Annotated in this window: 27 protein-coding genes and 7 tRNA genes; 28 read left to right on the top strand and 6 right to left on the bottom strand. The window is 34.7% G+C overall.

Features of this window, described 5'->3' with window-relative positions:
• Both N2259_01715 and N2259_01710 read left to right on the top strand, forming a co-directional pair.
• On the top strand, positions 1-114 hold a 114-nt coding region (locus tag N2259_01715), incomplete at its 5' end, for a hypothetical protein (GenBank protein MCX7778939.1).
• Between the two features lie 66 nt (positions 115-180).
• Complete coding sequence (locus tag N2259_01710) at positions 181-780, top strand: hypothetical protein (GenBank protein ID MCX7778938.1); 600 nt, start codon at positions 181-183, stop codon at positions 778-780.
• Positions 781-827: 47 nt separating this feature from the next.
• Here N2259_01710 and N2259_01705 read toward each other — a convergent pair whose 3' ends face one another.
• The 5 genes from N2259_01705 to N2259_01685 form a co-directional block, all read right to left on the bottom strand.
• Positions 828-1,112, bottom strand: coding sequence for a class II SORL domain-containing protein (locus N2259_01705; protein ID MCX7778937.1), 285 nt, complete (start codon positions 1,110-1,112; stop codon positions 828-830).
• Entirely contained in the window at positions 1,102-2,322 is a 1,221-nt protein-coding gene (locus N2259_01700) for a Glu/Leu/Phe/Val dehydrogenase (GenBank protein ID MCX7778936.1), read from the bottom strand. The genes N2259_01705 and N2259_01700 overlap by 11 nt, the downstream gene beginning before the upstream one ends.
• Positions 2,319-3,236 (bottom strand): FAD-dependent oxidoreductase, encoded by a 918-nt coding sequence (locus N2259_01695; protein ID MCX7778935.1) that lies wholly within the window; start codon positions 3,234-3,236, stop codon positions 2,319-2,321. The genes N2259_01700 and N2259_01695 overlap by 4 nt, the downstream gene beginning before the upstream one ends.
• Positions 3,237-3,238: 2 nt before the next feature.
• Positions 3,239-3,493, bottom strand: a complete 255-nt coding sequence (locus N2259_01690) for a hypothetical protein (protein ID MCX7778934.1) — start codon at positions 3,491-3,493, stop codon at positions 3,239-3,241.
• 39 nt (positions 3,494-3,532) lie between these two features.
• A tRNA-Ile gene (locus tag N2259_01685) sits at positions 3,533-3,607 on the bottom strand.
• Between the two features lie 102 nt (positions 3,608-3,709).
• Between N2259_01685 and N2259_01680 the strand changes: the two genes are divergently transcribed.
• From N2259_01680 to N2259_01610, 15 genes are all read left to right on the top strand, one after another.
• Positions 3,710-4,657 carry an NGG1p interacting factor NIF3 gene (locus tag N2259_01680; protein ID MCX7778933.1) on the top strand — a complete coding sequence of 316 codons (948 nt, stop codon included), beginning with the start codon at positions 3,710-3,712 and terminating at the stop codon, positions 4,655-4,657.
• Entirely contained in the window at positions 4,645-5,667 is a 1,023-nt protein-coding gene (gene ruvB, locus N2259_01675) for a Holliday junction branch migration DNA helicase RuvB (protein ID MCX7778932.1), read from the top strand. The genes N2259_01680 and ruvB overlap by 13 nt, the downstream gene beginning before the upstream one ends.
• Positions 5,668-5,680: 13 nt before the next feature.
• Positions 5,681-5,947: a hypothetical protein gene (locus N2259_01670; GenBank protein MCX7778931.1), complete on the top strand. Its 267-nt coding sequence runs from the start codon at positions 5,681-5,683 to the stop codon at positions 5,945-5,947.
• A 7-nt stretch (positions 5,948-5,954) separates the two neighbouring features.
• Positions 5,955-6,494, top strand: coding sequence for a PH domain-containing protein (locus tag N2259_01665; protein ID MCX7778930.1), 540 nt, complete (start codon positions 5,955-5,957; stop codon positions 6,492-6,494).
• Between the two features lie 11 nt (positions 6,495-6,505).
• Positions 6,506-6,577, top strand: a tRNA-Cys gene (locus N2259_01660).
• 6 nt (positions 6,578-6,583) lie between these two features.
• Positions 6,584-6,658 (top strand) — tRNA-Val (locus N2259_01655).
• Between the two features lie 61 nt (positions 6,659-6,719).
• Positions 6,720-6,791 (top strand) — tRNA-Phe (locus N2259_01650).
• 16 nt (positions 6,792-6,807) lie between these two features.
• Positions 6,808-7,344, top strand: a complete 537-nt coding sequence (locus tag N2259_01645; GenBank protein MCX7778929.1) for a CDP-alcohol phosphatidyltransferase family protein — start codon at positions 6,808-6,810, stop codon at positions 7,342-7,344.
• Positions 7,341-7,847 carry a CDP-archaeol synthase gene (locus tag N2259_01640; GenBank protein MCX7778928.1) on the top strand — a complete coding sequence of 169 codons (507 nt, stop codon included), beginning with the start codon at positions 7,341-7,343 and terminating at the stop codon, positions 7,845-7,847. Before N2259_01645 ends, N2259_01640 begins: the two co-directional genes overlap by 4 nt.
• A gap of 82 nt (positions 7,848-7,929) precedes the next feature.
• A tRNA-Pro gene (locus tag N2259_01635) sits at positions 7,930-8,003 on the top strand.
• Between the two features lie 82 nt (positions 8,004-8,085).
• On the top strand, positions 8,086-9,069 hold the full coding sequence (locus N2259_01630; GenBank protein ID MCX7778927.1) for a hypothetical protein: 984 nt from the start codon (positions 8,086-8,088) through the stop codon (positions 9,067-9,069).
• Positions 9,054-10,760: a [FeFe] hydrogenase, group A gene (locus N2259_01625; protein ID MCX7778926.1), complete on the top strand. Its 1,707-nt coding sequence runs from the start codon at positions 9,054-9,056 to the stop codon at positions 10,758-10,760. Before N2259_01630 ends, N2259_01625 begins: the two co-directional genes overlap by 16 nt.
• Positions 10,761-10,764: 4 nt before the next feature.
• Positions 10,765-11,277 (top strand): iron hydrogenase, encoded by a 513-nt coding sequence (locus N2259_01620; GenBank protein ID MCX7778925.1) that lies wholly within the window; start codon positions 10,765-10,767, stop codon positions 11,275-11,277.
• Positions 11,278-11,288: 11 nt separating this feature from the next.
• Entirely contained in the window at positions 11,289-11,744 is a 456-nt protein-coding gene (locus N2259_01615; GenBank protein ID MCX7778924.1) for an adenylyltransferase/cytidyltransferase family protein, read from the top strand.
• A gap of 10 nt (positions 11,745-11,754) precedes the next feature.
• Positions 11,755-11,826 (top strand) — tRNA-Gly (locus N2259_01610).
• Between the two features lie 52 nt (positions 11,827-11,878).
• Here the strand turns inward: N2259_01610 and N2259_01605 are convergent.
• Positions 11,879-13,417, bottom strand: a complete 1,539-nt coding sequence (locus N2259_01605; GenBank protein ID MCX7778923.1) for a SpoIID/LytB domain-containing protein — start codon at positions 13,415-13,417, stop codon at positions 11,879-11,881.
• A gap of 51 nt (positions 13,418-13,468) precedes the next feature.
• Between N2259_01605 and N2259_01600 the strand changes: the two genes are divergently transcribed.
• The 11 genes from N2259_01600 to nusA all read left to right on the top strand — a co-directional run.
• Positions 13,469-14,776: an O-antigen ligase family protein gene (locus tag N2259_01600; GenBank protein ID MCX7778922.1), complete on the top strand. Its 1,308-nt coding sequence runs from the start codon at positions 13,469-13,471 to the stop codon at positions 14,774-14,776.
• 3 nt (positions 14,777-14,779) lie between these two features.
• Positions 14,780-14,870 (top strand) — tRNA-Ser (locus N2259_01595).
• A 130-nt stretch (positions 14,871-15,000) separates the two neighbouring features.
• Positions 15,001-15,903, top strand: a complete 903-nt coding sequence (locus N2259_01590) for a restriction endonuclease (protein ID MCX7778921.1) — start codon at positions 15,001-15,003, stop codon at positions 15,901-15,903.
• 233 nt (positions 15,904-16,136) lie between these two features.
• A complete protein-coding gene (locus N2259_01585; protein ID MCX7778920.1) occupies positions 16,137-17,036 on the top strand; it encodes a FecR family protein in 900 nt (299 codons plus the stop codon).
• The gene (locus N2259_01580) at positions 17,033-17,389 is read left to right on the top strand and encodes a hypothetical protein (GenBank protein ID MCX7778919.1); all 357 of its coding nucleotides are present in this window, start codon (positions 17,033-17,035) and stop codon (positions 17,387-17,389) included. Before N2259_01585 ends, N2259_01580 begins: the two co-directional genes overlap by 4 nt.
• Positions 17,390-17,564: 175 nt before the next feature.
• A complete protein-coding gene (locus N2259_01575) occupies positions 17,565-17,969 on the top strand; it encodes an ACT domain-containing protein (GenBank protein MCX7778918.1) in 405 nt (134 codons plus the stop codon).
• 47 nt (positions 17,970-18,016) lie between these two features.
• Positions 18,017-18,679, top strand: a complete 663-nt coding sequence (locus N2259_01570) for an HD domain-containing protein (GenBank protein MCX7778917.1) — start codon at positions 18,017-18,019, stop codon at positions 18,677-18,679.
• Positions 18,679-19,284 (top strand): ribonuclease HII, encoded by a 606-nt coding sequence (locus N2259_01565; GenBank protein ID MCX7778916.1) that lies wholly within the window; start codon positions 18,679-18,681, stop codon positions 19,282-19,284. Before N2259_01570 ends, N2259_01565 begins: the two co-directional genes overlap by 1 nt.
• Positions 19,285-19,290: 6 nt before the next feature.
• Complete coding sequence (locus N2259_01560) at positions 19,291-19,854, top strand: class I SAM-dependent methyltransferase (protein MCX7778915.1); 564 nt, start codon at positions 19,291-19,293, stop codon at positions 19,852-19,854.
• Positions 19,854-20,213, top strand: a complete 360-nt coding sequence (locus tag N2259_01555; GenBank protein ID MCX7778914.1) for a YraN family protein — start codon at positions 19,854-19,856, stop codon at positions 20,211-20,213. Before N2259_01560 ends, N2259_01555 begins: the two co-directional genes overlap by 1 nt.
• An 80-nt stretch (positions 20,214-20,293) precedes the next feature.
• The coding region (nusA, locus tag N2259_01550) for a transcription termination factor NusA (protein ID MCX7778913.1) at positions 20,294-21,421 on the top strand (1,128 nt) is incomplete at its 3' end.

Genomic DNA, 21,421 nt, shown 5'->3' with positions numbered 1-21,421 from the left:
AAAAATAAACTTTTAAAAATCATTTTTAAAAAACCACAAAAAGCAGTAACCCCTGGCCAATCTTGTGTTTTTTACTTAAAAGATGTTTGTTTAGGCGGAGGAGTCATTCAATAAAAATTATTTTTTCTTGACAATTTTTTTTATTTTTTATTATAAGAGAGAAAATAAGGAGGTGAAAAAATGAAAAAGACAAAGATTATTTTAATTCGCCATCCGGAGTTTAGTTATGTCCGGAATGGCAGCGTGACAGAAGATGGAAAGGAAGGGTTTCGGCGGAAAATTATTTCTCTAATTGATCAGAACCGACCAGTTCTGTTTATTACGACCGCAGATTATTTTGATAACAGTCCAATAGCCAGAACGCACGGGTTAGTTGAAGACCTAAAAGAGAACCTACCATTTATGTTTTCTGTTGAGCTGTTTCCGGAATTTGGGCCTCTTCAGACAAAAAAACTTCCTACTCTTTTCGGAGGTCGTCTTTTTGACCTTTTGCATCGATCCAAAATTTTTACTAACCTTTCTTTATTCTTGTGGTTGTTAGGTTTACCTGTTTTTACAGAGCCACCTATGAAATTTCGAAAGCGCGTGGAACAAGGAATACAAAAAATAAAAAAATTGGTTATTAATCCTAATCAAGAAACGCAAGTTATAATTATTGGTCACCAAGAGCTCGTGTTATTCTTTTGGATGATTTTAGACAATTCGACCCCCGGTGAAATACTTACGAGACTTTTCCGACAGCGGGTGAAGAACTTGGATCATTTTGAATTTTATATTTAAAGGTGGTTATAAAAGAAATTATAACCACCTCACTTTTTTATTTTTGATTAATACGGCACTCTTAAATTTGCTTCCCATTGACCGTGGAGATTACAATGAGTACGAGCGATAAGTAGATCATTGGCCCGCCAAGGACAATTGAAAACAACAATTGGCGTCTCGCCCGGTTTTGTCTCTTTATGATTGATAATGGAACCGTTTTTTTCTAATTCAATCCAGGTGATATAATGACCTTCAATCATTGGATGGATAATTTCGCCAACCTGAATTTTAACTTGCATTTTATTCATCAAAATAATAACGGGTTGATGTTTTTTTGGTTCACCGTTCATAATTTTCTACTAATCTTTTAATAGCTAAAAGATAGGCTGTTGTTCTTAAATCATTTTTTTCTTTTTGTGAAATTTGCCAAACTTCATCAAAGATATTTTTCATTTTTTTACTTAATTCTTGAAACACCATTTCTTTTGACCAAATTTTATTTTCTTTATTTTGCCGCCATTCAAAATAAGAAACAGTCACTCCGCCGGCGTTGGCTAAAATATCGGGCAGAATAATTTTTTTCTTTTTTAACAAAATTTTTTCTCCGGCTTCAGTTGTTGGACCATTAGCTAATTCAATAATAATTTTGGCTTTAATTTTTTGCGCATTATTTTTTGTAATTACGTCCTCGGTGGCAGCGGGAATTAGAATGTCAGTTTCTAAAGAGAGAAAGTCTTGACGATTAATTTCTTGACTACCCGGAAAACCTCTTAAATATTTAAAAGCCTTTTTATATTCAACAGCTTCTCTAACGTCAATACCCGCGGGATCAAAAATACCACTTAAAGAATCAGCAAGAGCAATAATTTTGAACCCTCTTTCAAAAAGATAAAGGGACGTATAAACGCCGACATTACCAAAACCTTGAACGGCGACTGTTGTTTTTGTTGGCGATAAATTTAATTTTTTGATAATTTCTTCAGTTATTATTCCACCACCAAAACCCGTTGCTTCTTTTCTTAAAACGATACCACCCTTTTCAACTGGTTTACCAGTAAAGGTGGCTGGCGATTTTCTACCGATTGTTTTTTCGTACTCATCAAGCATCCATGCCATTATTTTTTCATCGGTTCCCATATCCGGCGCCGGCACATCTTTATTCTCACCAATGTTGTGGGTAATTATTCTCACATATTCTCGAGAGATTTTTTCTAATTCTTTTTCTGAGAGTTCTTTTGGATTAACTCTTACTGCTCCCTTACCACCACCGAAAGGTAAATTCATTAAAGCACACTTAAAAGTCATTAACATAGCCAACGCCTTAACTTCTTCTAAACTTGCTTCAGGATGAAAGCGAATGCCGCCCTTGTAAGGACCAAGTAAAGAATTATGTTGAACCCGCCAAGCTGGTAAGTTTATTTCACGACTATTTTTCTTTAATTTTATTTCAAAAGATAAAACGTTTTCCGGTTCGAGGATTCTTTTTTTGACCTTCTCTGATAAATTTAAAATTTTAGCAATTTTTCTAAACTGGTTGACGGTGCTTTCTAAGAAAGTCATATTTTTCTAAGATAGTTATAAACTCCTAAGGCGGCAATTGCTCCTTCCGCACAGGCGGTCACGATTTGCCGAAATTTATTTGAGCCAGTTGTGATATCGCCGGCGGCAAAGACTCCTTCAATATTAGTTGAGCCGTCAGTATTTATTTTGATGAGACCTTGTTCGTCTAATTCAACGCCTAAATTTTTGACCAATTTTGAAACTGGTTCTGAACCAATTTCAATAATTAAACCATCTACTTTTAATTCTTTTTGACCCTGATATTCTTTATCTAAAATAATTTTCTCAAGAAATTTTTTCCCCTCAATTTTGACAGGGTTAGTTTCAAAAAGGGGAATAATTTTTTTCTCCCTTTTTATTCTTTCTTGCCAGATAGGTTCCGCCCGGAATGATTTTTGACGATAAATCAGATAAACTTTTTGAGCATATTTTGATAAAAGTTCGGCAGCCATTAAAGCCGAATTTGAACCACCAATGACGGCGACAATTTTTTCTTTAAATAAAGGTGCATCACAGGTAGCACAATAAGAAACACCTTTACCCAGAAATTCTTTTTCTCCCGCAATCGAAAGCCTTCTTTTTTCTGTCCCAGAAGCGATAATCAAAGATTTAGCTTGAAAAATTTTCTTTTGTTCTGTCTGAACCTTGAAAGTTATATTTTCTTTATTAATTTCTACAACATTTTCTTCTAAAATTTCTGTATTATAACTTTTTACCTGTTTAACAAATTTTTCGATTAATTGAAGGCCACTAATTGACGGAAAACCGGGGTAATTTTCAATTAAATATCCTTCGGTTAATCTACTCTCAAAAGGTCGACCAATGACTAAAGTTTTAATTCGATAACGTGAGGCATATAGAGCGGCTGTTAAACCAGCCGGTCCCGCCCCGATGATAATAAGATCATAAATCATATTTATTGAGCTAGACTGCTAAATAACGTTTTGGCTAGCCAACGAAAAAAGGAAAGATGAAGACCAGCGATAACAAAAAAGCCAATAAAAATAATTAGAATGCCTAAGAGCTTGTAAAAAAGTCTGCTTCCTCCCTCCATACCTAAATGTTTTTCTGCCCATTCAATACGACCAAACTCACGAAAAAACCATTCTGATTTCATAGTCACCATTGTCCCAATAACACAAAAAATTATCCCTAAGAAAATATGACCCATAAGGAGAAATTTCAAATTTCAACACTCAAATTTCCATTGTGGTGCGCGTGGATGGAGTCGAACCATCTACCCACTGCTTATAAGGCAGTTGCTCTACCGATGAGCTACACGCGCTTTGTATAATATATTATAACAAAAGCTCTTCCCTTGCCAAGACTTCAAGAATTTGTTAAAATGTTTATGTCTTTAAGCGTTTGAAATGATTAAATGAAATTTATGACCCAAGAACAAATCTATCAATTAGCCATTAAAATGGGCATAGAGGCTGATTTAAGAGGTAAAACAGAGATTACCAAAATGTTGAAGAGGGTTAAGGAAAAATATGAAAAAATGTCTCAAGAAGAAAGAGAAGAATTTGATTTAGAAAAATTAAAAAATCCTTATACTGATACAAGAATTTTAGTCCCAACACGAAAGAAAATTAAGAAAGTTTTAGTCGGTATTGATATTGGCGTGAGCGAATTACTTTTGGCTGATCGCTTAGGGAAATTTGATTTAATTATTTCTCATCACCCATCTGGCAGAGCTCTGGCTGGCTTAGATGAAGTGATGAAGATGCAAGTGGACATTTTGGCTAGTTATGGCATTCCAATTCACATTGCTGAAAGTTTACTCAAAGTAAGAATTGATGAAGTGGCAAGAAAACTTTCACCGACTAACCATAATCGTGAAGTTGACGCCGCTCGACTTTTGGGTTATGGTTTTATGTGTCTTCATACAGTTTGTGATAATTTAGTTACTCGTTTTTTAAAAGAAAAAATTGAAAAAGAGAGACCAGAATATATTTCTGACGTTTTGAAGCTTTTAAAAAGTATTCCTGAATATCAAGAAGCCATAAAAATTGGCGCCGGCCCACGTCTTTTTACTGGCTCGCTTGATAATCGGACCGGAAAAGTTGTTCTTTTAGAGACAACCGGCGGCACTGAAGGCGCTCCAGAAATTTATCATTATCTTTCGCGGGCTGGTATTGGTACGATTGTTGGTATGCATATTAGTGAGACCCACAAGAAACAAGCCGAGAAGGCCCATCTTAATGTTATTATTGCCGGCCATATTTCTTCTGATTCTTTGGGAATGAATTTATTTTTAGACGAATTGGAAAAAAGAGGGATAGAAATTGTTCCTTGCTCTGGTTTAATTAGAATAAAAAGATGGAAAAAATAAAAAATAAATTAGAAAAAATTTTCAATCCTCAAAAAAATAAAGAAGATAATTTTCTTGACTCATCGCTCAGACCAAAAAAACTTTCAGAATTTATTGGCCAAGAAAAAATAAAAAGAAATTTAGAGATTTTTCTTAAGGCAGCCAAAAAAAGAAATGAGACAGTTGAGCATATTCTTTTTTGTGGCGGGCCGGGTTTAGGTAAGACGACTTTAGCCTTTATCGTTGCTTATGAATTAGGAGCAAAAATTCGCGTCACGTCTGGTTCAGCTATTGAAAGAGCCGGTGATTTAGCCGCCATTTTAGCTAATCTTTCTGAAGGCGAAATTCTTTTTATTGACGAAATTCATCGTTTGAACCCTTTAATTGAAGAAGTTTTATATCCTTCGATGGAAGAATATCATTTAGATTTAGTCGTTGGTCGAGGGCCAATGGCTGAAACCTTAAGAATTGACTTACCTCCTTTTACTTTAATTGGTGCCACTACTCGGCCAAGTCTTTTAACACCACCATTAAGAGATCGATTTGGTGTGACCTATAATTTAGATTTTTATGAAGAAAAAGACCTAGAAAAAATTGTTACTCGTTCAGCTAAAATTTTAAACCTTTCTTTAGACCAAAAAGCCATTCAAGAGATTGCCAAAAGAGCGAGAAAGACGCCTCGCGTTGCTAATCGGCTTTTAAAAAGAGTCAGAGATTATGCACAAGTTAAAGAAAAAGAAAAAATTGATCTTTCCTTAGCTAAAGAAGCTCTTGACCTTTTAGAAATTGATGAAATGGGTTTGACACCGACCGATCGTAAATTTTTAAAAATTATCATTGAAAAATTTCAGGGTGGGCCAACAGGTATTAAAACATTAGCTGCTGCCTTAGGCGAAGAAGAAGAAACTTTAGAAGAAATTTATGAACCATATCTAATCCAACTGGGTTTTCTAGACCGCACGCCGCGCGGTCGGATAGCTACCCAAGCTGCCAGAGAATACTTTGGTCAAATACAGCAAAAACTGCTTTAAAAATTCTAAACTTATGGAAGTTTCTCTTTATATCTTTTTATTCATTTATTTTGCTTTACTTTTTGTCTGTCTACTTTATGTTTTGTTTAACTTCTATCACCTTTTCAGATTTGGTAGTTTAGATACGGAAACAGTTTTTGCCTCTTTTCTTTTTTTGGCCATTTTGACAATTATTATTTTTGCCTCTTACCAAGAAATCATTAAAATTAACTGGCGTCAACCATTTTTTTCTTTTCAGATTCCAAAAATAGAATTAGAATGGCCACTTAATTTTAAATAATTTTGTTATGAAACTAAGAAGAGACCTTCTTCAACTTGATTTAGACGAAAAAGTGATTTTCTTTCTCCGTCGTCATTGGTTTATTTTTTTTAAAAAAATTTTAAACTCTCTTCTCTTGGGTTCTTTGCCATTTTTAACCTACTTCGTTTTGAAAATTTATTTTCCCCACCTTCTAGCCGATAAAATTGTTTATCCTCTTTTAGTTTTGGTGGCGAGTTTATATCTTCTTTTTACTTGGATTTCTCTTTTTCATGCTTGGATTGATTATTATTTCGACCTTTGGGTTGTTACTAATAAACAGATTATTGATGTTGAACAAGCTGGACTTTTTAGCCGAACTTTATCAAAACAACCATTAATTAGAGTTCAAGATATTATGGCCGAGAGTAAAGGCTTTTTTCCAACTCTTTTCAGGTTTGGTAATGTTTATATTCAGACAGCCGGCGCCAAGGAAAGATTTATTTTTCGTGATATTAAAAATCCCTACGAAGTTAGCCAAAAGATTAATAAGCTTGTGCGAGAATCTTTAGGATCTTCAGAAAAATAATTTTTAAAAATGGCCAGGTAGCCAAGGAGTAAGGCAGCGGTCTGCAAAACCGCTATACAGGGGTGCAAATCCCCTCCTGGCCTTTAAAAGGGCGGTTAGCTCAGTTTGGTAAGAGCGCTTCGTTTACACCGAAGAGGTGGTAGGTTCGAATCCTACACCGCCCACTTTGTAATGTTGAAAAATTTATACTTTTTTGATATAATATCTCAAATTTCTATATTTAAAGCCGAGGTAGCTCAGTGGTAGAGCGCAGGACTGAAAATCCTGGCGTCGGCAGTTCGATTCTGCCCCTCGGCATTTTCAAGAAAAACAGATGAATGGCCTAGAGAAAAAAAATAGAATTCTTTTTTATCTCGTTAATAGTTTAACAATTACACGAATTATTTTGTCTCCTTTCGTCTTCTATTTTATTTTTGTTCATCAACGAGCCACAGCTTTTATCATTTTTTTAATTGGCGTCGCCACTGATCTTTTAGATGGCGATTTGGCTCGACGTTTTAATTTGACTTCGAAATTAGGAGATTTTCTAGATGGTTTAGCAGACCTCTTATTAAGTTATGCTGCAGCTATTCCACTTTTTGTTTTAAAAGAATTTTCCCTCCCCCTTGAAATTGCTTTTTTAATTGCTACCCTTTTAATTATTTCTTCGATTATCAAGCACAGTTTAAAAAATAAAAAGTTTTGTCTGCCTGGTCGACGGCCAAGCACGACGATCAATTCTTATTTTGTTTATACCACCCTTGCCCTTTTTATTATTAATTCTCCTTATAAAAATTCGATTGGTTATATAACCTGTTTAATTATGGCTTTCACTGCTCTTGATTATTTTAGAACGCCAAAAGAAAAATGATCTTCTTAAAAATAATTTGGTTTTTTCTCCCAGCCTATGCAGCTAATATTGCCGCCTCAATTTTCAAAAGATTTTTAGATCTTCCTATTTCTGAGAAAATTTTTGGCTCTCATAAAACTTTAGGAGGTTTTTGTCGAGGCATTTTGGCAGCTTTTTTGATTGCCTTTTTGCAAAGATTACTTTTTTCTTTTAAATTTTTTCAAGAAATTTCTTTTTTTGATTACTCAAAAAATTTTTTATCCATTGGCTTTCTTTTAGGTTTCGGCGCTCTTTTTGGTGATTTAATAAAAAGTTTTTTTAAAAGGAGGATAGGTATTCCGCCCGGCCAGAAATGGATTCCTTTTGATCAAATTGACTATACCAGCGGTGCTTTAATTTTTATCTCCTTGCTTTGGCGACCATCAGTGAGATTTGTTTTTTTAGCTTTAATTTTAAATTTTTTTCTTCATATTTTTGTTAATCATCTTGGTTTTTTGATTGGCATTCGAAAAAGTAAGTGGTAAATCAGAATTTAGAAGATAGAAGTTAGAAGTTTTGAAATTTGACTGTTATCGCTTCAAAGTTCATTGACCATGGCTAGGGTAACGGGGTGTGGCTCAGTTGGTTAGAGCGTCTGCTTTGGGAGCAGAAGGTCGCCGGTTCGAGTCCGGCCACCCCGATTTTTTATTTTAGAGCAATAAAAAAACCAGCGAAAAAAATATTTTGGTTGACTAAAAATAAAAAAGGATTATCATTTTCTTAATGAGTCAAGATATTATTATCAAATTAAAAAAAACCAACCTCACTGGTCGGGGTGGAGCGGCTTTTCCGACTTGGTTAAAATGGCAAGCGGTTAAAAAAGCAAAAAGCGAAAAAAAATATGTCATCTGTAATGCTTCAGAGGGCGAACCGGGTGTATATAAAGATGGTTTTATTTTAAAAAACTGGCCAGAAGAAGTGATAAATGGTATTAAAATTGCTTTAAAGACAGTTGGCGCCCAAGAAGCTATTTTTTATTTGCGCCAAGATTATTATCAAAAATTTAAAAATCAATTGAAGAAAATAATCGGCCAAGCGCCGATTTATCTTGTCAAAAAAACTGGTGGCTATTTGAATGGCGAAGAAACAACACTTTTAAATTCTTTGGAAGAAAAAAGAAACGAGCCACGCCCCCGTCCACCCTATCCAACAGAAAAAGGACTTTTTGGCTATCCGACTTTAATTAACAATGTCGAAACATTTTTTTGGGTGAGTAAAATTGCCAGGAATCAATACAAAAATCATCGTTTTTATTCCATTAGTGGTAAAGCAAAAAATCCTGGTGTTTATGAATTACCAGTTGATTTTTCGGTCAAGCAGATTTTAAAAGCAACGGATAATTTTCCGACCTTTCGTTTTTTTCTTCAAATTGGTGGTGGAGCAAGCGGTGAGATTATCACCGATAAAGAATTAGATAGAAGGGTTGGTGGTACAGCCGGGATTATTATTTATGATTTAAAAAGAACTAATTTAATTTCTCTGATGAAAAAATGGGCCAATTTTTTTTATCAAGAAAATTGTGGTTTATGTGTGCCTTGTCGAGAAGGAGTTTATCGTCTGCGGGAGATTTTAAGTAAAAAGAAAATTGATTGGCTTTTATTAAAGGCCATTTTTTTTCTTTTAAAAGAAACAAGTTTTTGTCCCTTTGGTCAAGCAGTGACCACTTCTTTTGAGAGTTTAATTGGTAAAATATGGATCAAAAGATAAAAGTTATTCTTAATGGAAAAAAGATAATCGCCAAAAAGGGGCAAACAGTTTTAGAGGTGGCGCAAAAAAATGGTTTTGTCATTCCTACTCTTTGTTTTCATCCAGATTTGAAAAAAAAGGCCAATTGTCGAATTTGTCTGGTGGAAATAAAAGGTAGAAAAAACCTAGCGACCGCTTGTTCAACAGAAGTTGAGGAGGGAATGGAGATAAAAACTGAGTCGCTAAGGATTAGACGAGCAAGGAAGTTTAATTTAGAACTTATTTTCGCCCAACATGAAGAAGAATGTAATGATTGTGTTTGGCGCTTTAATTGTCAATTATTAAAATTAGCCAAAGATTATCGGGTAAAAATTACCAGATTTTCTGATCGAAAGAGTCAAAGAAAAATTTATCAATTTGGACCAGTAATTCTTGATGGGACAAAATGTATTGACTGTCGAAATTGTCTTGAGGCTTGTCCAGTTGATTTTTTAGCCATTAAAAATAAAGGAGCAGATATTGAAGTTATACCTTCCCGCAAGAATAGTTGTCTTTATTGTGGTCAATGTCTTATCCATTGTCCATCTGGGGCAATTGAATCTGATACAGAATTTGAAAAGATAGAAGAACCGTTTCGCAAAAAGAAGAAAATTCTTATTGCTCAATTTGCTCCCTCAATTCGTTCGACTATTGGCGAAGCTTTTGGCTTTTCCTATGGTGAAAATTTAACCAATCAATTGACAGCCGGTTTAAAAAAACTTGGCTTTGATTTTGTTTTTGACACTGCTGTTGGAGCTGACTTTACTACTACTGAAGAGGTTAACGAATTAATTGAAAGATTAGAAGAAAATAAAAATTTACCACTTTTTACTGCTTGTTGTCCAGCTTGGGTGAGGTTTGTCGAGGTTTATCAACCTAAATTGATTCCCTATTTAACAACCGTAAGATCACCTCATATTATTTTGGGTGGTTTGATTAAAAACTATTTTGCTCAAAAGGAAAAAATCAATCCGAGAAAAATTACTGTTGTTTCTATTATGCCCTGCACGGCTAAAAAATACGAAATCAATCGGCCAGAATTAAAGATTAAAGGTATTCCACCAGTTGATCATGTTTTGACGACTCGAGAATTAATTTATCTTTTTAAAAAATATCAAATTGATTTAAAGAAAATCAAGCCTCTTCAACCTGATTTACCACTTGGCTGGCCCTCAGGGGCAGGGGTGATTTATGGTACCAGCGGTGGCGTTATGGAATCAGCCCTTCGAAGTCTTTACCAGAAGTTCACTCGTCAAGATTTGGTTAAAATTGATTGGCAAAAAATAAGAGGACTGAAGGGGATTAAAATGACAAAGATCAAAATTGGCCAAAAAGAAATAAAAGTAGCGGTTGTTAATGGTTTAAAAAATATTCAAAAAATTTTAAAAACATTCAAGAAGAATCCAAAAATTTTTGATTACATTGAAGTGATGGCTTGTCCGGGTGGCTGTCTAGGTGGCGGTGGACAACCCCTACCAGTTAATGATAAAATTAGAGAGAAAAGAGCCGAAGGTTTATATCAAATTGATCAAAAAAAAGAGATAAAAATTGCCCATCTTAATCCGATTGTCAAGAAAGTTTATCAAGAAAAAACAATCCAAGAGATTCATCTCTTAACTCACACTAAATACCTGCCTAAAAAGAAAGAAAAAATTAAAATTTTAAGAAATTAAAAATATGGCGAAAATAAAAAATTTGATTTTAGAAAAAGAAAAAATTTTGACCTTAGTTCAATTTGTCATTTTTCTTAGTTTATCAATTTTAGCTCCACTTTTTAAAATTCAGTTTATAACTGGTCCAATTGTCAATGCTTTACTTTTTCTTGCCACTGTTCTTTTAGGTTCTTCCAGTGCCCTTTTGGTTGGTCTACTACCTAGCCTCATTTCCCTTTCTATCGGACTTTTACCTTTTGTTTTAGCGCCAATGATTCCTTTTATTATGATAGGCAATGCAATTTTGGTTGTGACTTTTAATTTATTTTTTAGAAAGAATTACTGGCTGGGCGTCGTTACCGCCTCTTTTTTGAAATTTCTTTTTTTATTTTTATCGAGCCAGATTTTGGTTAATTTTTTCCTGAAAAATCCTCTGGCAGTCAAAGTTGCTTCGATGATGGGTTGGCCTCAATTTGTCACGGCTTTAACAGGTGGCTTCATCGCTTATCTTTTTTTAAAGTTTTTGAAAAAAATATAGTTAAAACTGAGATGAAGAAGAAAATTGTCATTGTTTCCGGATTTTTTAACCCCCTTCACGGCGGTCATCTTAGTCACTTAAAAGAGGCAAAAAAACTTGGCGATGAACTTTGGGTAATTGTTGACAATGATAAACAGCAGCTGATTAAAAAGGGTCAGATTATTTTAGACGAAAATGAAAGAATGATGATTGTTCAAGAATTAAAATGCGTCGATAAAGTTATTTTGGCCATTGATAAAGATATTTCAGTGGCTGAAACTCTGAAAATGCTAGCTGAGAAAAATCCTGATTGCGAGATTATTCTTGCCAAAGGTGGTGATAGAAATTTTGATAACTTACCAGAAAAAGAAAAAGAAGTTTGTCGGAAATATAAAATTAAGGTCATAGCTGGAGTTGGAACAGAGAAGGTAAATTCAAGTACCAGAATTGTCAAATTATTAGGTGGTCAAATCAAAGAAAATTTTTAATTAAAATAAAGCGGGTATCGTATAACGGTTATTATGTCACCCTTCCAAGGTGAAGATACGGGTTCAATTCCCGTTACCCGCTTTTTTAAAATAAAAAAAATAGAGACAAAAAATTGTCTACATTGTTTCAATTTTTACCAAACCTTTTTTATTTCTACGCCTGGATAGTAATATCTTAAAATTTGATGGAACAAAGCGCCTTGTTCAGCAGCAATACGGGCACCTTGCTGAGGCATTCCCACCCCATGACCCTTTAAAGTCTTTCCTTGGCCAGGCGGGTCAGGAACAGAAACAAGATAAGGTAAACATTCTTTTGTCATTCTTGCTTCGCAAGAAGAACGCGTTCGGCCATCAGAACGGGCGAAATAATAAGCCAAAATAGGTTGGTTTTCATAAATCATAATCATCCCCCTTGTTTCTTCTACGGCCCTCTGCGTATTGGGCGAGCGTTTTTCCCAGTTGTAACCACGATAGACCTGATCGGCTTGAGTGGCGCGAACAGTAAAAATTGGCCCTTCGCCATCCGGTACTTGAGTATATTTTGGGAAAAGAAAACGGAAAAAAGCATAAGTCCGGGCAGCAATTTTTTGAGCTTTGAGCATTTCGTAAGGATAATAGTCTTGGACCTCAGCCACCCCTTTCATATATTCTTCAATAGGTAGTTCATTGATTAACCATAGACGATTAGTTGAAGGATTAAAACGAATTTCTAAAAGACCGCGATATTCATTGTCATTAACCGGGAGGCCCCAGAATGGTCCTCGTTGCCAAGAAGTAATTTTAAAAATAGTTGTGTCAAATAAAGGTGAAAAAAGAAGTGGCGAATCAGTATTAGCAAAAAGTTGTCCCTGGTTTTTTACTAAATACCTTTTATTTTGAAAATCAAAATCAATTTCTATTTCTTCGCCTTGACTTTGAACTAAAAGCAGACGATAATCTTCTTTGATGAGTCGAATTTCGTAAGGTTCTTGATTGAGAGTTTTAATTTTAATGGGCAGATGAGAAAGATCCTCGTCTTGTGTTGACTCTTCTTCACTATAAAGAAGTCCAACTCTAATTTTTGGTTCTTGATATTTTATCTCTTCTTGAATTTGATAATTAGGACTAATGGTTTCCCAAAAAATTCCACCTGAAGGAGTACTGTTTTGATTAGTTGAAGGTAGTGAAGGGTTTTTCCCTCCATAGACATTGATACCTATTTCTATCTCACCACCTGGAATTTGGCTTTGATTGACAAAAAGTTGAAATTTTTCCCAATAAAGACCATTCGTTTCTGGTGCTCTTAAAGCAAAGCGAAGAGTGCCTGTCTGACCCACAGGTACTCCCCATTTTACAATATAAGGGACATTAAATTGAGGCCAAAAAGGATGAGTAAAGGAACTTTTTGGAGAGGCAAGGGATTTTAAAAAAACCTTACCTTTTAACCAATTTTTTTGACCAACATTTTTAAACTTGACTTCAAAAGTGATACTTTTTCCTGCTTTTAGCTTAATAATTTCAATTGGTTTTTGTTCAATTTTTCTGGCTGCATAATCTAAAGTTTTCGCTTCCACTTCTTTGATCAAGGTTTTTTCTAAAAATCTTAAAAGAAAAGCAATGAGAATAATCAAAAAAGAGGCGATGATAACACTGATAATAGTACTGAACCAATTTGATTTTTTTTCTTGAGTCATTGTTTTATTATACCAGATTGGCAAAAGAAAGGGAAATGATAAAATAAAAAGATGAAATGGTTTTTATTTTTAATCCTTGCTAGTTTGCCAACCTACCAGATAAGATTGAGAATTTTTGGTTTGCCGACCACGTTATTAGAAATAATGATTCTGATTTTATTTGCCTATTGGTTTATAAATAAAATCAAAGATCAAAAATCAAATATCAAAATTACAAGTCAAAATTGCAAAAGAAATAATTGGTTTTGGCTAATTTTGCTATGGCTTTTGGTCAGTTTAATAGCCGTCTTTTTCTCGCCTGATCAATGGTTAGCCCTTGGTCATTGGCGAGCTTATTTTTTAGAACCAATTTTATTATTAATTATTTTTTTAGATTTAATCAAAACAAAAAAAGATTTAAATTTTGTCTTTTTCTTTTTGAGCTTCTCGGCGCTCTATATTTCTCTTTGGGCGATTGGTCAGAAAATTTTTGGTGGCGGAATGTTGAGTTTAGAAGCCTGGCAGTATCCTTTAAAACCGATTTGGCGAGCAACCGGTCCATTTCCTCAGTCAAATTTTTTAGGTCTTTATCTTAGTCCCTTGATCTTATTGTTTCTTGGTCAGTTTTTAGAAGGTCTCAAAGATAAAAAGTTTCCACCTTCTATTTACTACTTTTTCATTTCTGTTTTATCAATTTTAGCCATCATTTTTGCTCGTTCCGAGGGTGCGATTTTAGGTATTGTCGTTGGCTTAATTTTTTATTTTTTGATTATTTTAAGAAAAAACCAGAAATTGATTTTTATTTTGGTTCTACTTTCTACTTTCTACTTTCTACTTTTTTTCTCTCCTTGGCAAAGCTATCTTTGGCCCAAAATTACTTTTCAAGATTTATCTGGTCAGCTTCGCTTAAACATTTGGCAAGGAGTCTTTAAACTTTTGAAAGAAAGACCAATTTTTGGCGCTGGCTTACGTGGCTATCAAAAATTAATCCCCTTATATCAAAAACCACTAACCTTACCAACCGGAGAAATTATTTCCAAAGAAACCCACCCCTATCCTCATAATCTATTTTTAGCCCTTTGGTCTGAATTAGGAATTTTTGGCTTAATTACCTTCTTAATGATTATTTTGAATTTTTTTCAAATAGGTTTTCAGAAATTGTTTGAAATTTGGAATTTGGAAATGGGAAATTTAAAATCCCGTCAGCACAACAAATTATTAATTGCCTCAATTTTGTCGGCCGTAATAGTAATTTTAATCCACAGCCTCGTTGATACCTCTTATTTTAAAAATGACTTGGCGATTTTATTCTGGATAATTATTGGTTCTCTTCTAGTAACAAAAAATCTTGATTTTTCTGCAAAATCTGAGAAAATTTAAAAGGGTGGGGTGGCTGAGTGGTTGAAGGCGCCGCACTCGAAATGCGGTATCACCCTTAAGGTGATCGTGGGTTCAAATCCCACCCCCACCGCCAATTAGAAAATCCTAATACACAAAGCTTATAAAAATCGAAAGTGGCACACCCAATCGGCCAAGTGTCCAAATTATGGCAAAAATTGCTAAGGCGCTTGGAGTGTTAATAGAAGTTTATTAAAATAAAACTTATGAATATACCAGATTATCAATCAATAATGCTTCCTCTTCTTAAATTTGCCTCTGATAAAAATGAACACTCAATTAGAGAAGCTATCGAACATCTAGCTAATCTGTTTAAATTAAATGAACAACAAAGGAAAGAACTTCTACCAAGTGGCCAACAGTATGTTTTTGATAACCGTGTTGGTTGGGCGCGTACGTATTTAAAGAAAGCCGGATTGCTTGAATCTACACGAAGATCATTTTTCAAAATTACTGATTTAGGGCTAGATGTTTTAAGTAAGAACCCTCCGGAAATAAATACTAAATTTTTAGAACAATTCCCGCAGTTTATTGAATTTAGAAATCTTCGCCGAGACAAAGAGGAAGAAAAACAAGAAGAAGGATTAAAACAGACACCACAGGAATTATTGGAATATGGTTATCAAAGAATTAAAAAAGATTTATCTCAAGAGTTATTAAATCTGGTAAAACAATCATCCCCACGATTTTTTGAAAAACTAGTCGTTGATTTATTAATTAGAATGGGATATGGTGGCTCCTTAAAGGATGCTGGTCAGGCTATTGGTCAAAGCGGAGATGGTGGTATAGATGGAATAATAAAAGAAGATAAGCTTGGTCTTGATGTTATATATATTCAAGCAAAGAGATGGGATAATGTAGTTGGATCAAAAGAGGTTAGAAATTTCGTTGGAAGTTTGGCTGGTCAACACGCCAGCAAGGGTGTATTTATAACAACCTCAACTTTTACAAAAGACGCCCTAGATTATGTTAAAACAATTCCCCATAAAGTAATTTTGATTGATGGAGATATGTTGGCTCAATTAATGATTGAAAATGACATTGGAGTTACAAAAATAACTAGTTACGACATTAAAAAAATAGATTCAGATTATTTTGAAGAAGAATAATTAAAGAATTTGCTGCCAAAGAAAAACTTGAAATCGTCCTTTCCTTCTGCTTGGAGGTGGAGCGTTGTAAATTAAAATTAAAGATCTATAATAAGCTTATATAAATTTATGAAAACCCCTTTTTTCTTTTAATAGCGATATTAACTTTTTTAATCGGTCAGATTTCTTTTGTTTTAGCCGAAGAACCGCCTTGGCCGCAGGAAGATTTTGATTTAGTTTATCCTGTTTATAGGATGTATACTCCCGATGATCCGGCCCCAATAGACAAAGACTATAAAATTCTTTTTACGTTTTATCCTGCCGCCGTCAGAGACGGAAAACTTTCTAATGTTAGCGACGGTAATTACCGAACTAGCATCTCTTATAAGCTTGGGGCACAAACTTTTACTGGCGACGGGATTATCAAACTAGAGGGAGTATATGATAAAGAAACCGGCAAAATAAGCGGAAATTACAAGATAGATAAGAGTGTTTCTAATACTGATAAAAGAGGAGGGGGTGGTTGGTACCGAGGTACTGAATCCGGCACTTTCCAAGGGCAAGTCATCAAGGACCATGTAGTTTTGAATTTTTTTTGTAAAACAAATAACGGTGAATGGTATTATAAATTTCCCAATTATAAATCTTCCACTGGTATAGAAGAGAAAAGTGGCACACAAACCCGCTGTACTTATATTGTAAACAAAGTCTCTTATATGGTAGTGCCAATTGCTAAACCACAATCAGCAATTTCTAAACCCACTGATGTTGAAGTACCGAAAAAACATGTTGATGCTGGTGTCAGAGTGGCTGGAATGACGGGTCAGGTAGATATTGAAATTGATGGTGTCAGACGGCCGCTTAAAATGGATGATGTTATACCTGTTGATGCCCATATTATCACCGAAGAAGACAGTAAAGTAATACTTTCATTTGTGGATATGAGTACTTTTGTACTTGGTCCGGAGTCAGAAATCGTTGTAAGTTCTCCACCGGAAAAAGAAAGTAAGCTTAAGCTGGTGGCTGGCAATATTTGGGCCAATGTCAAGAAAATGGTCAAAGACGGAACATTTGAAATAGAAATGAACCAAGCAGTGGCTGGTATTAAAGGAACAACTTTTGTATGTGAGGAAAAAATGGAAAATCAATTTTGAAAGTTTTTGAAGGCGAGGTTGATTTTAAATCTAAAGCAACCGGGGAAACAATAAAAGTGAAGGGGGGAGAAAAAGCTGAGGCGAATAGTAACAAACTTTCTCAAGCTGGGTCCCTTGATGTGGGCGAAGAAATAGAATCTTGGCTTAGCTTAAGAAATGCCGAGAATATTAATTGGGAAGGGTCTGATGAAAAAGAGGTCGGGATTACACCAAGCGCACCGGAAAGTGGAATTAAAACAGAATCAAAATTTTTAAAAAAATTGCCAATAATTGCAGTAATTATTGTAATTATTATCGCGGGAATAATCATTGCATGGTTAAGGCTTGTAAAAAAAAGAGAAAATAGATTTTGATAAAAAATAATGTGCCGCTAAGGAAAAACTTGAAATCGTCCTTTTCGCTTCCGCTTCAGGGTGAGGCGAGCGGAATAGGGGTTCGGGGGGAATTCCGCCCGCCGAGCCCGTTAATGAAATCGGTTCGGATTTTTCAAATACACACCGCCAATAATATTTAAGTTATGGTAAAAAAATGCAAACAAAACAGAAAAAATTAAAAAAATTTACCCTTTTTCTTCTACCTGAAAAATTAGGGATTTGTCATTTTGATAAAAATCATTCAATTCCGGACTGGGCGATTGAAAGTGAATTTTTCTCTATTAACAAAACACCCGATGAACTTTCCATTCTTTGTTCTGAAAATAAAATTCCTGGCGGCGTTTTGGCAGAAAAAAATTGGCGCGTTTTTCAAGTGAAGGGACCGCTAGGGTTTTCTTTGACAGGGATTGTTTCTTTCTTATCAACAATTTTGGCTAAAGCCGGGATTAGTATTTTGTATGTTTCTACTTACGAAACCGATTATATTTTTGTTCAGGAAGAAAAATTGGAAAAAGTAAAAGAAATTTTTAAAAAATATTGTCATCTTAAGGAAAAATAAAGATCAAGACAAAAACTATTATTTTTGTTAAAATAAAATAAGTTTCTATGATTAGTTTTTCCAAAGTTAAAAAAAATCCTTATATTTTAGAATTTATCAGACAAACTGACATTGCCTTAACCGCCATTGGTCATACTGATCATGGTCAGAGACACGCCCATTTAGTGGCTGATCGAGCAAGAAATGTTGCCAAAGAAATCGGTCTTACTAAAAAAGAACAGGAACTTTCAGCTATTGCCGGTTTTTGTCATGACATTGGCAATTTTTTATCTCGTTCCGGTCATCATCTCTGGGCGGCCCTACTCTTTAGTCAAATTTTTCATCAGCAATTTTCTCCGGTCGAGTTGACAATACTTCTTCAAGCCATTGCTAATCACGACCGTCAAGAAATGGAATTTACTAATGCTGTTTCAGCCGTCACTGTTTTGGCTGATAAAAGTGACGTCCATCGATCAAGAGTGAGAGAGAAAGATTTGAAAAAAATTAAAGCCGATCTCCATGACCGCGTTAACTATGCTGTTCAAGAGTCAAAATTAAAAATTGACAAAAAAAATAAAGAAATTAAATTGACCCTTCAAGTCGATACTGAATTTTGTCCCCTCATTGAATATTTTGAAATTTTTACCCAACGAATGATTTACTGTCGCAAAGCGGCTGAATTTTTGGGTTATCGATTTGGTTTAGAAATTAATAAATTTAAATTGCTTTAATGCCGGGTTTAAAATTTGAGAGAAATCTTTGGCGAAAAGGGTTTAGATATGTGGCCGGTTTAGATGAGGCTGGTCGTGGGGCCTTAGCCGGACCAATAGTTGCCGCGGCCGTGATTTTCTCAAAATCAAAAGTCAAAAATCGCTGGTTCAGACAAATTCAAGATTCCAAATTACTGAGACCGAAAATAAGAGAAAAATTATCTTCAGAGATTAAAAAAAATGTTTTGGCCTGGAGCGTGGCCAAAATTGGCGCCAGGACAATTGATCAAAAAGGCATTAATTGGGCTAACCAAGAAGTTATTAAAAGAGCCGTGAGAAAATTAAGAATTAAACCAGAGTATCTTTTGATTGACGGCAGAATCAATTTAAAGAGCTTAAAAATTCCTTACTTTTCAATTGTTCAGGCTGATAGAAAAATTTTTTCCTGTGCCGCCGCTTCCATTTTAGCCAAGGTTTATCGAGATCATTTGATGATAAATCTAGACAAAAAGTTTCCTCAATATCATTTTGCCCAAAATAAAGGATACGGCACTAAAGAACATTATCAGCAACTGCGAAAATATAAGCCCTGCCCTTGTCATCGTCGAAGTTTTCGATTAAAATAAAAAGATATGATTTTACCTTCAAAAATTCCTGGAGGGGCGGAATTGATGAACGCTGAGGAAGTTTTAAAAACTGCTGGTATTGAGGAAAAGATGAAGGTGGCTGATTTTGGTTGTGGGGCTAAAGGTTATTTTTCACTTCAGGCTGCCAAATTAGTTGGTAAAGATGGTTTTGTCTATGCCTTTGATATTTTAAAATCAGTTCTTCAGGCCGTTTCGAATTTATCTCGACTTCATGGTTTTAAAAATATTGAAACACGTTGGGCTGACTTAGAGGTTTATCAATCAACAAAATTAGCCGAAGAAAGCGTTGATTTTGTTATTATTACTAACTTGTTTTTTCAGACAAAAAAACACGATATTATTTTAAAAGAAGCTCATCGGATTTTAAGGAAAAATGGTAAAATTTTTCTTGCTGATTGGGGTAAAACCGCTTCTCCTCTTGGTCCACCAGTTGAATTAAGAGTTAAGCCAGAAGAAGTAAAAAATTTAGCCCTTTCTTTAGGTTTTGCTTTGGAAAAAGAATTTGCCGCTGGCCCCTACCACTTTGGTTTGGTTTTGGTTAAAAAATAATGACAACCAAAAAAAGACAATTAGGGAGTCTTGGCGAAAGAATGGCCGAAGAATTTTTAAGGAAGAAAAAATATAAGATTATTGAAAGAAATTTTCAAAATAAATTTGGTGAAATAGATTTAATTGCTAAAGATAAAAAACAATTAGTTTTCGTTGAGGTAAAATTAAAAAGTAGTCAAAAACTTGGCCTACCGGAAGAAGAATTTCATTTTTATAAAAAGAAAAGGTTGAAAAAAGCGATTTATAGTTATTTGATGGAGAAAAAAATTCAAGAGGAAAATTGGCGTGTTGATTTAGTGGCTATCGAACTGAATCAGAACCAACCTCTCATTCGTCATCATCAGGCTGTGGAAATCTAAACTTGATTTTAATTTTTTAATTTGTTAAACTAGCAAGATAGACTAGTTTTAAAATCTAGTCTTTAATTTTTATCAAATTTATGCAACTTGGCAATTTAATGCCAGTCATTGAAGAGATTTGTCGGGAAAAAGATTTACCCCAAGAAAAAGTTATTGAAGCAATTGAATCAGCGTTAGCCACCGCCTATCGACGGGATTTTGGGCAAAAAAACCAAAATATTAAAGTTGAGTTTGATTTGAAGACTGGTACCATCAAAGTCTTCGATGTAAAAACCGTGGTCGCAGATCCTGAAGAGGTGAAGACATCAACTGATTCAGAAAGAAAGAAAAGGGATGTCATCCCTGAAGCATCATTGGCGGTGCAGCCAGAAATAAATAAAGGACCTGAAAAGCTGGAAGAAAAAAAATTTAATCCAAAAAAAGAAATAACCTTAAGCGAGGCAAAAAAAATTAAAAAGAATGTAAAAGTCGGTGAAGAAATTAAAAGAGAGCTAGAAATTCCTACTTCCTTTGGTCGAGTGGCTGCCCAAGCAGCCAAACAAGTAATTATTCAGAAATTAAGAGAAGCAGAAAAAGAGGTTATTTATCAAGAATTTAAAGCCCAGGAAGGAAAAATTGTTTCTGGCCTCATTCAACGAAAAGAGAAAAATAATGTTTTTGTTGATTTAGATAAAGTGACAGCTATACTTCCTTTGAGCGAGCAGATTAAAGGAGAAAAATATTTACCAGGGCAGAGAATCAAAGTCTACATTTCAGAAGTTAAGAAAGGAACGCGTAGCCCGGAAGTCATTGTTTCTCGTGCTCACCCAGATATTCTTAGTGAACTTTTTAGAACTGAAGTACCGGAAGTTGCTAACCGAGTAGTAGAAATTAAGGCTATTGCCAGGGAAGCTGGTAGTCGTTCAAAAGTAGCAGTGTGGACAACTGAAAAAGGCATTGATCCAATTGGCAGTTGTATTGGACAAAGGGGTTCAAGAATTCAAACCATTATTGCTGAGTTGGGTGGTGAGAAAATTGATATTATTGAATATACTGACAATCCGATTAAATTTGTTACCAATGCTTTAGCCCCAGCAAAAATTTCTGAAGCAAAAATTATTGACGAAGAAAAGAAAATTATTGCTGTAAAAGTTAAACCCGATCAACTTTCTTTAGCTATTGGTCGGGCCGGTCAAAATGTTAGATTAGCTGCCAAATTAACCGGTTGG

This window comes from Patescibacteria group bacterium (genome assembly GCA_026417895.1).
Classification (GTDB): Bacteria; Patescibacteriota; Patescibacteriia; order UBA2591; family CALHIP01; genus CALHIP01.
The sequence above is the reverse complement of the archived record's forward strand: the minus strand, read 5'-3'. Positions and strand labels throughout refer to the sequence as shown.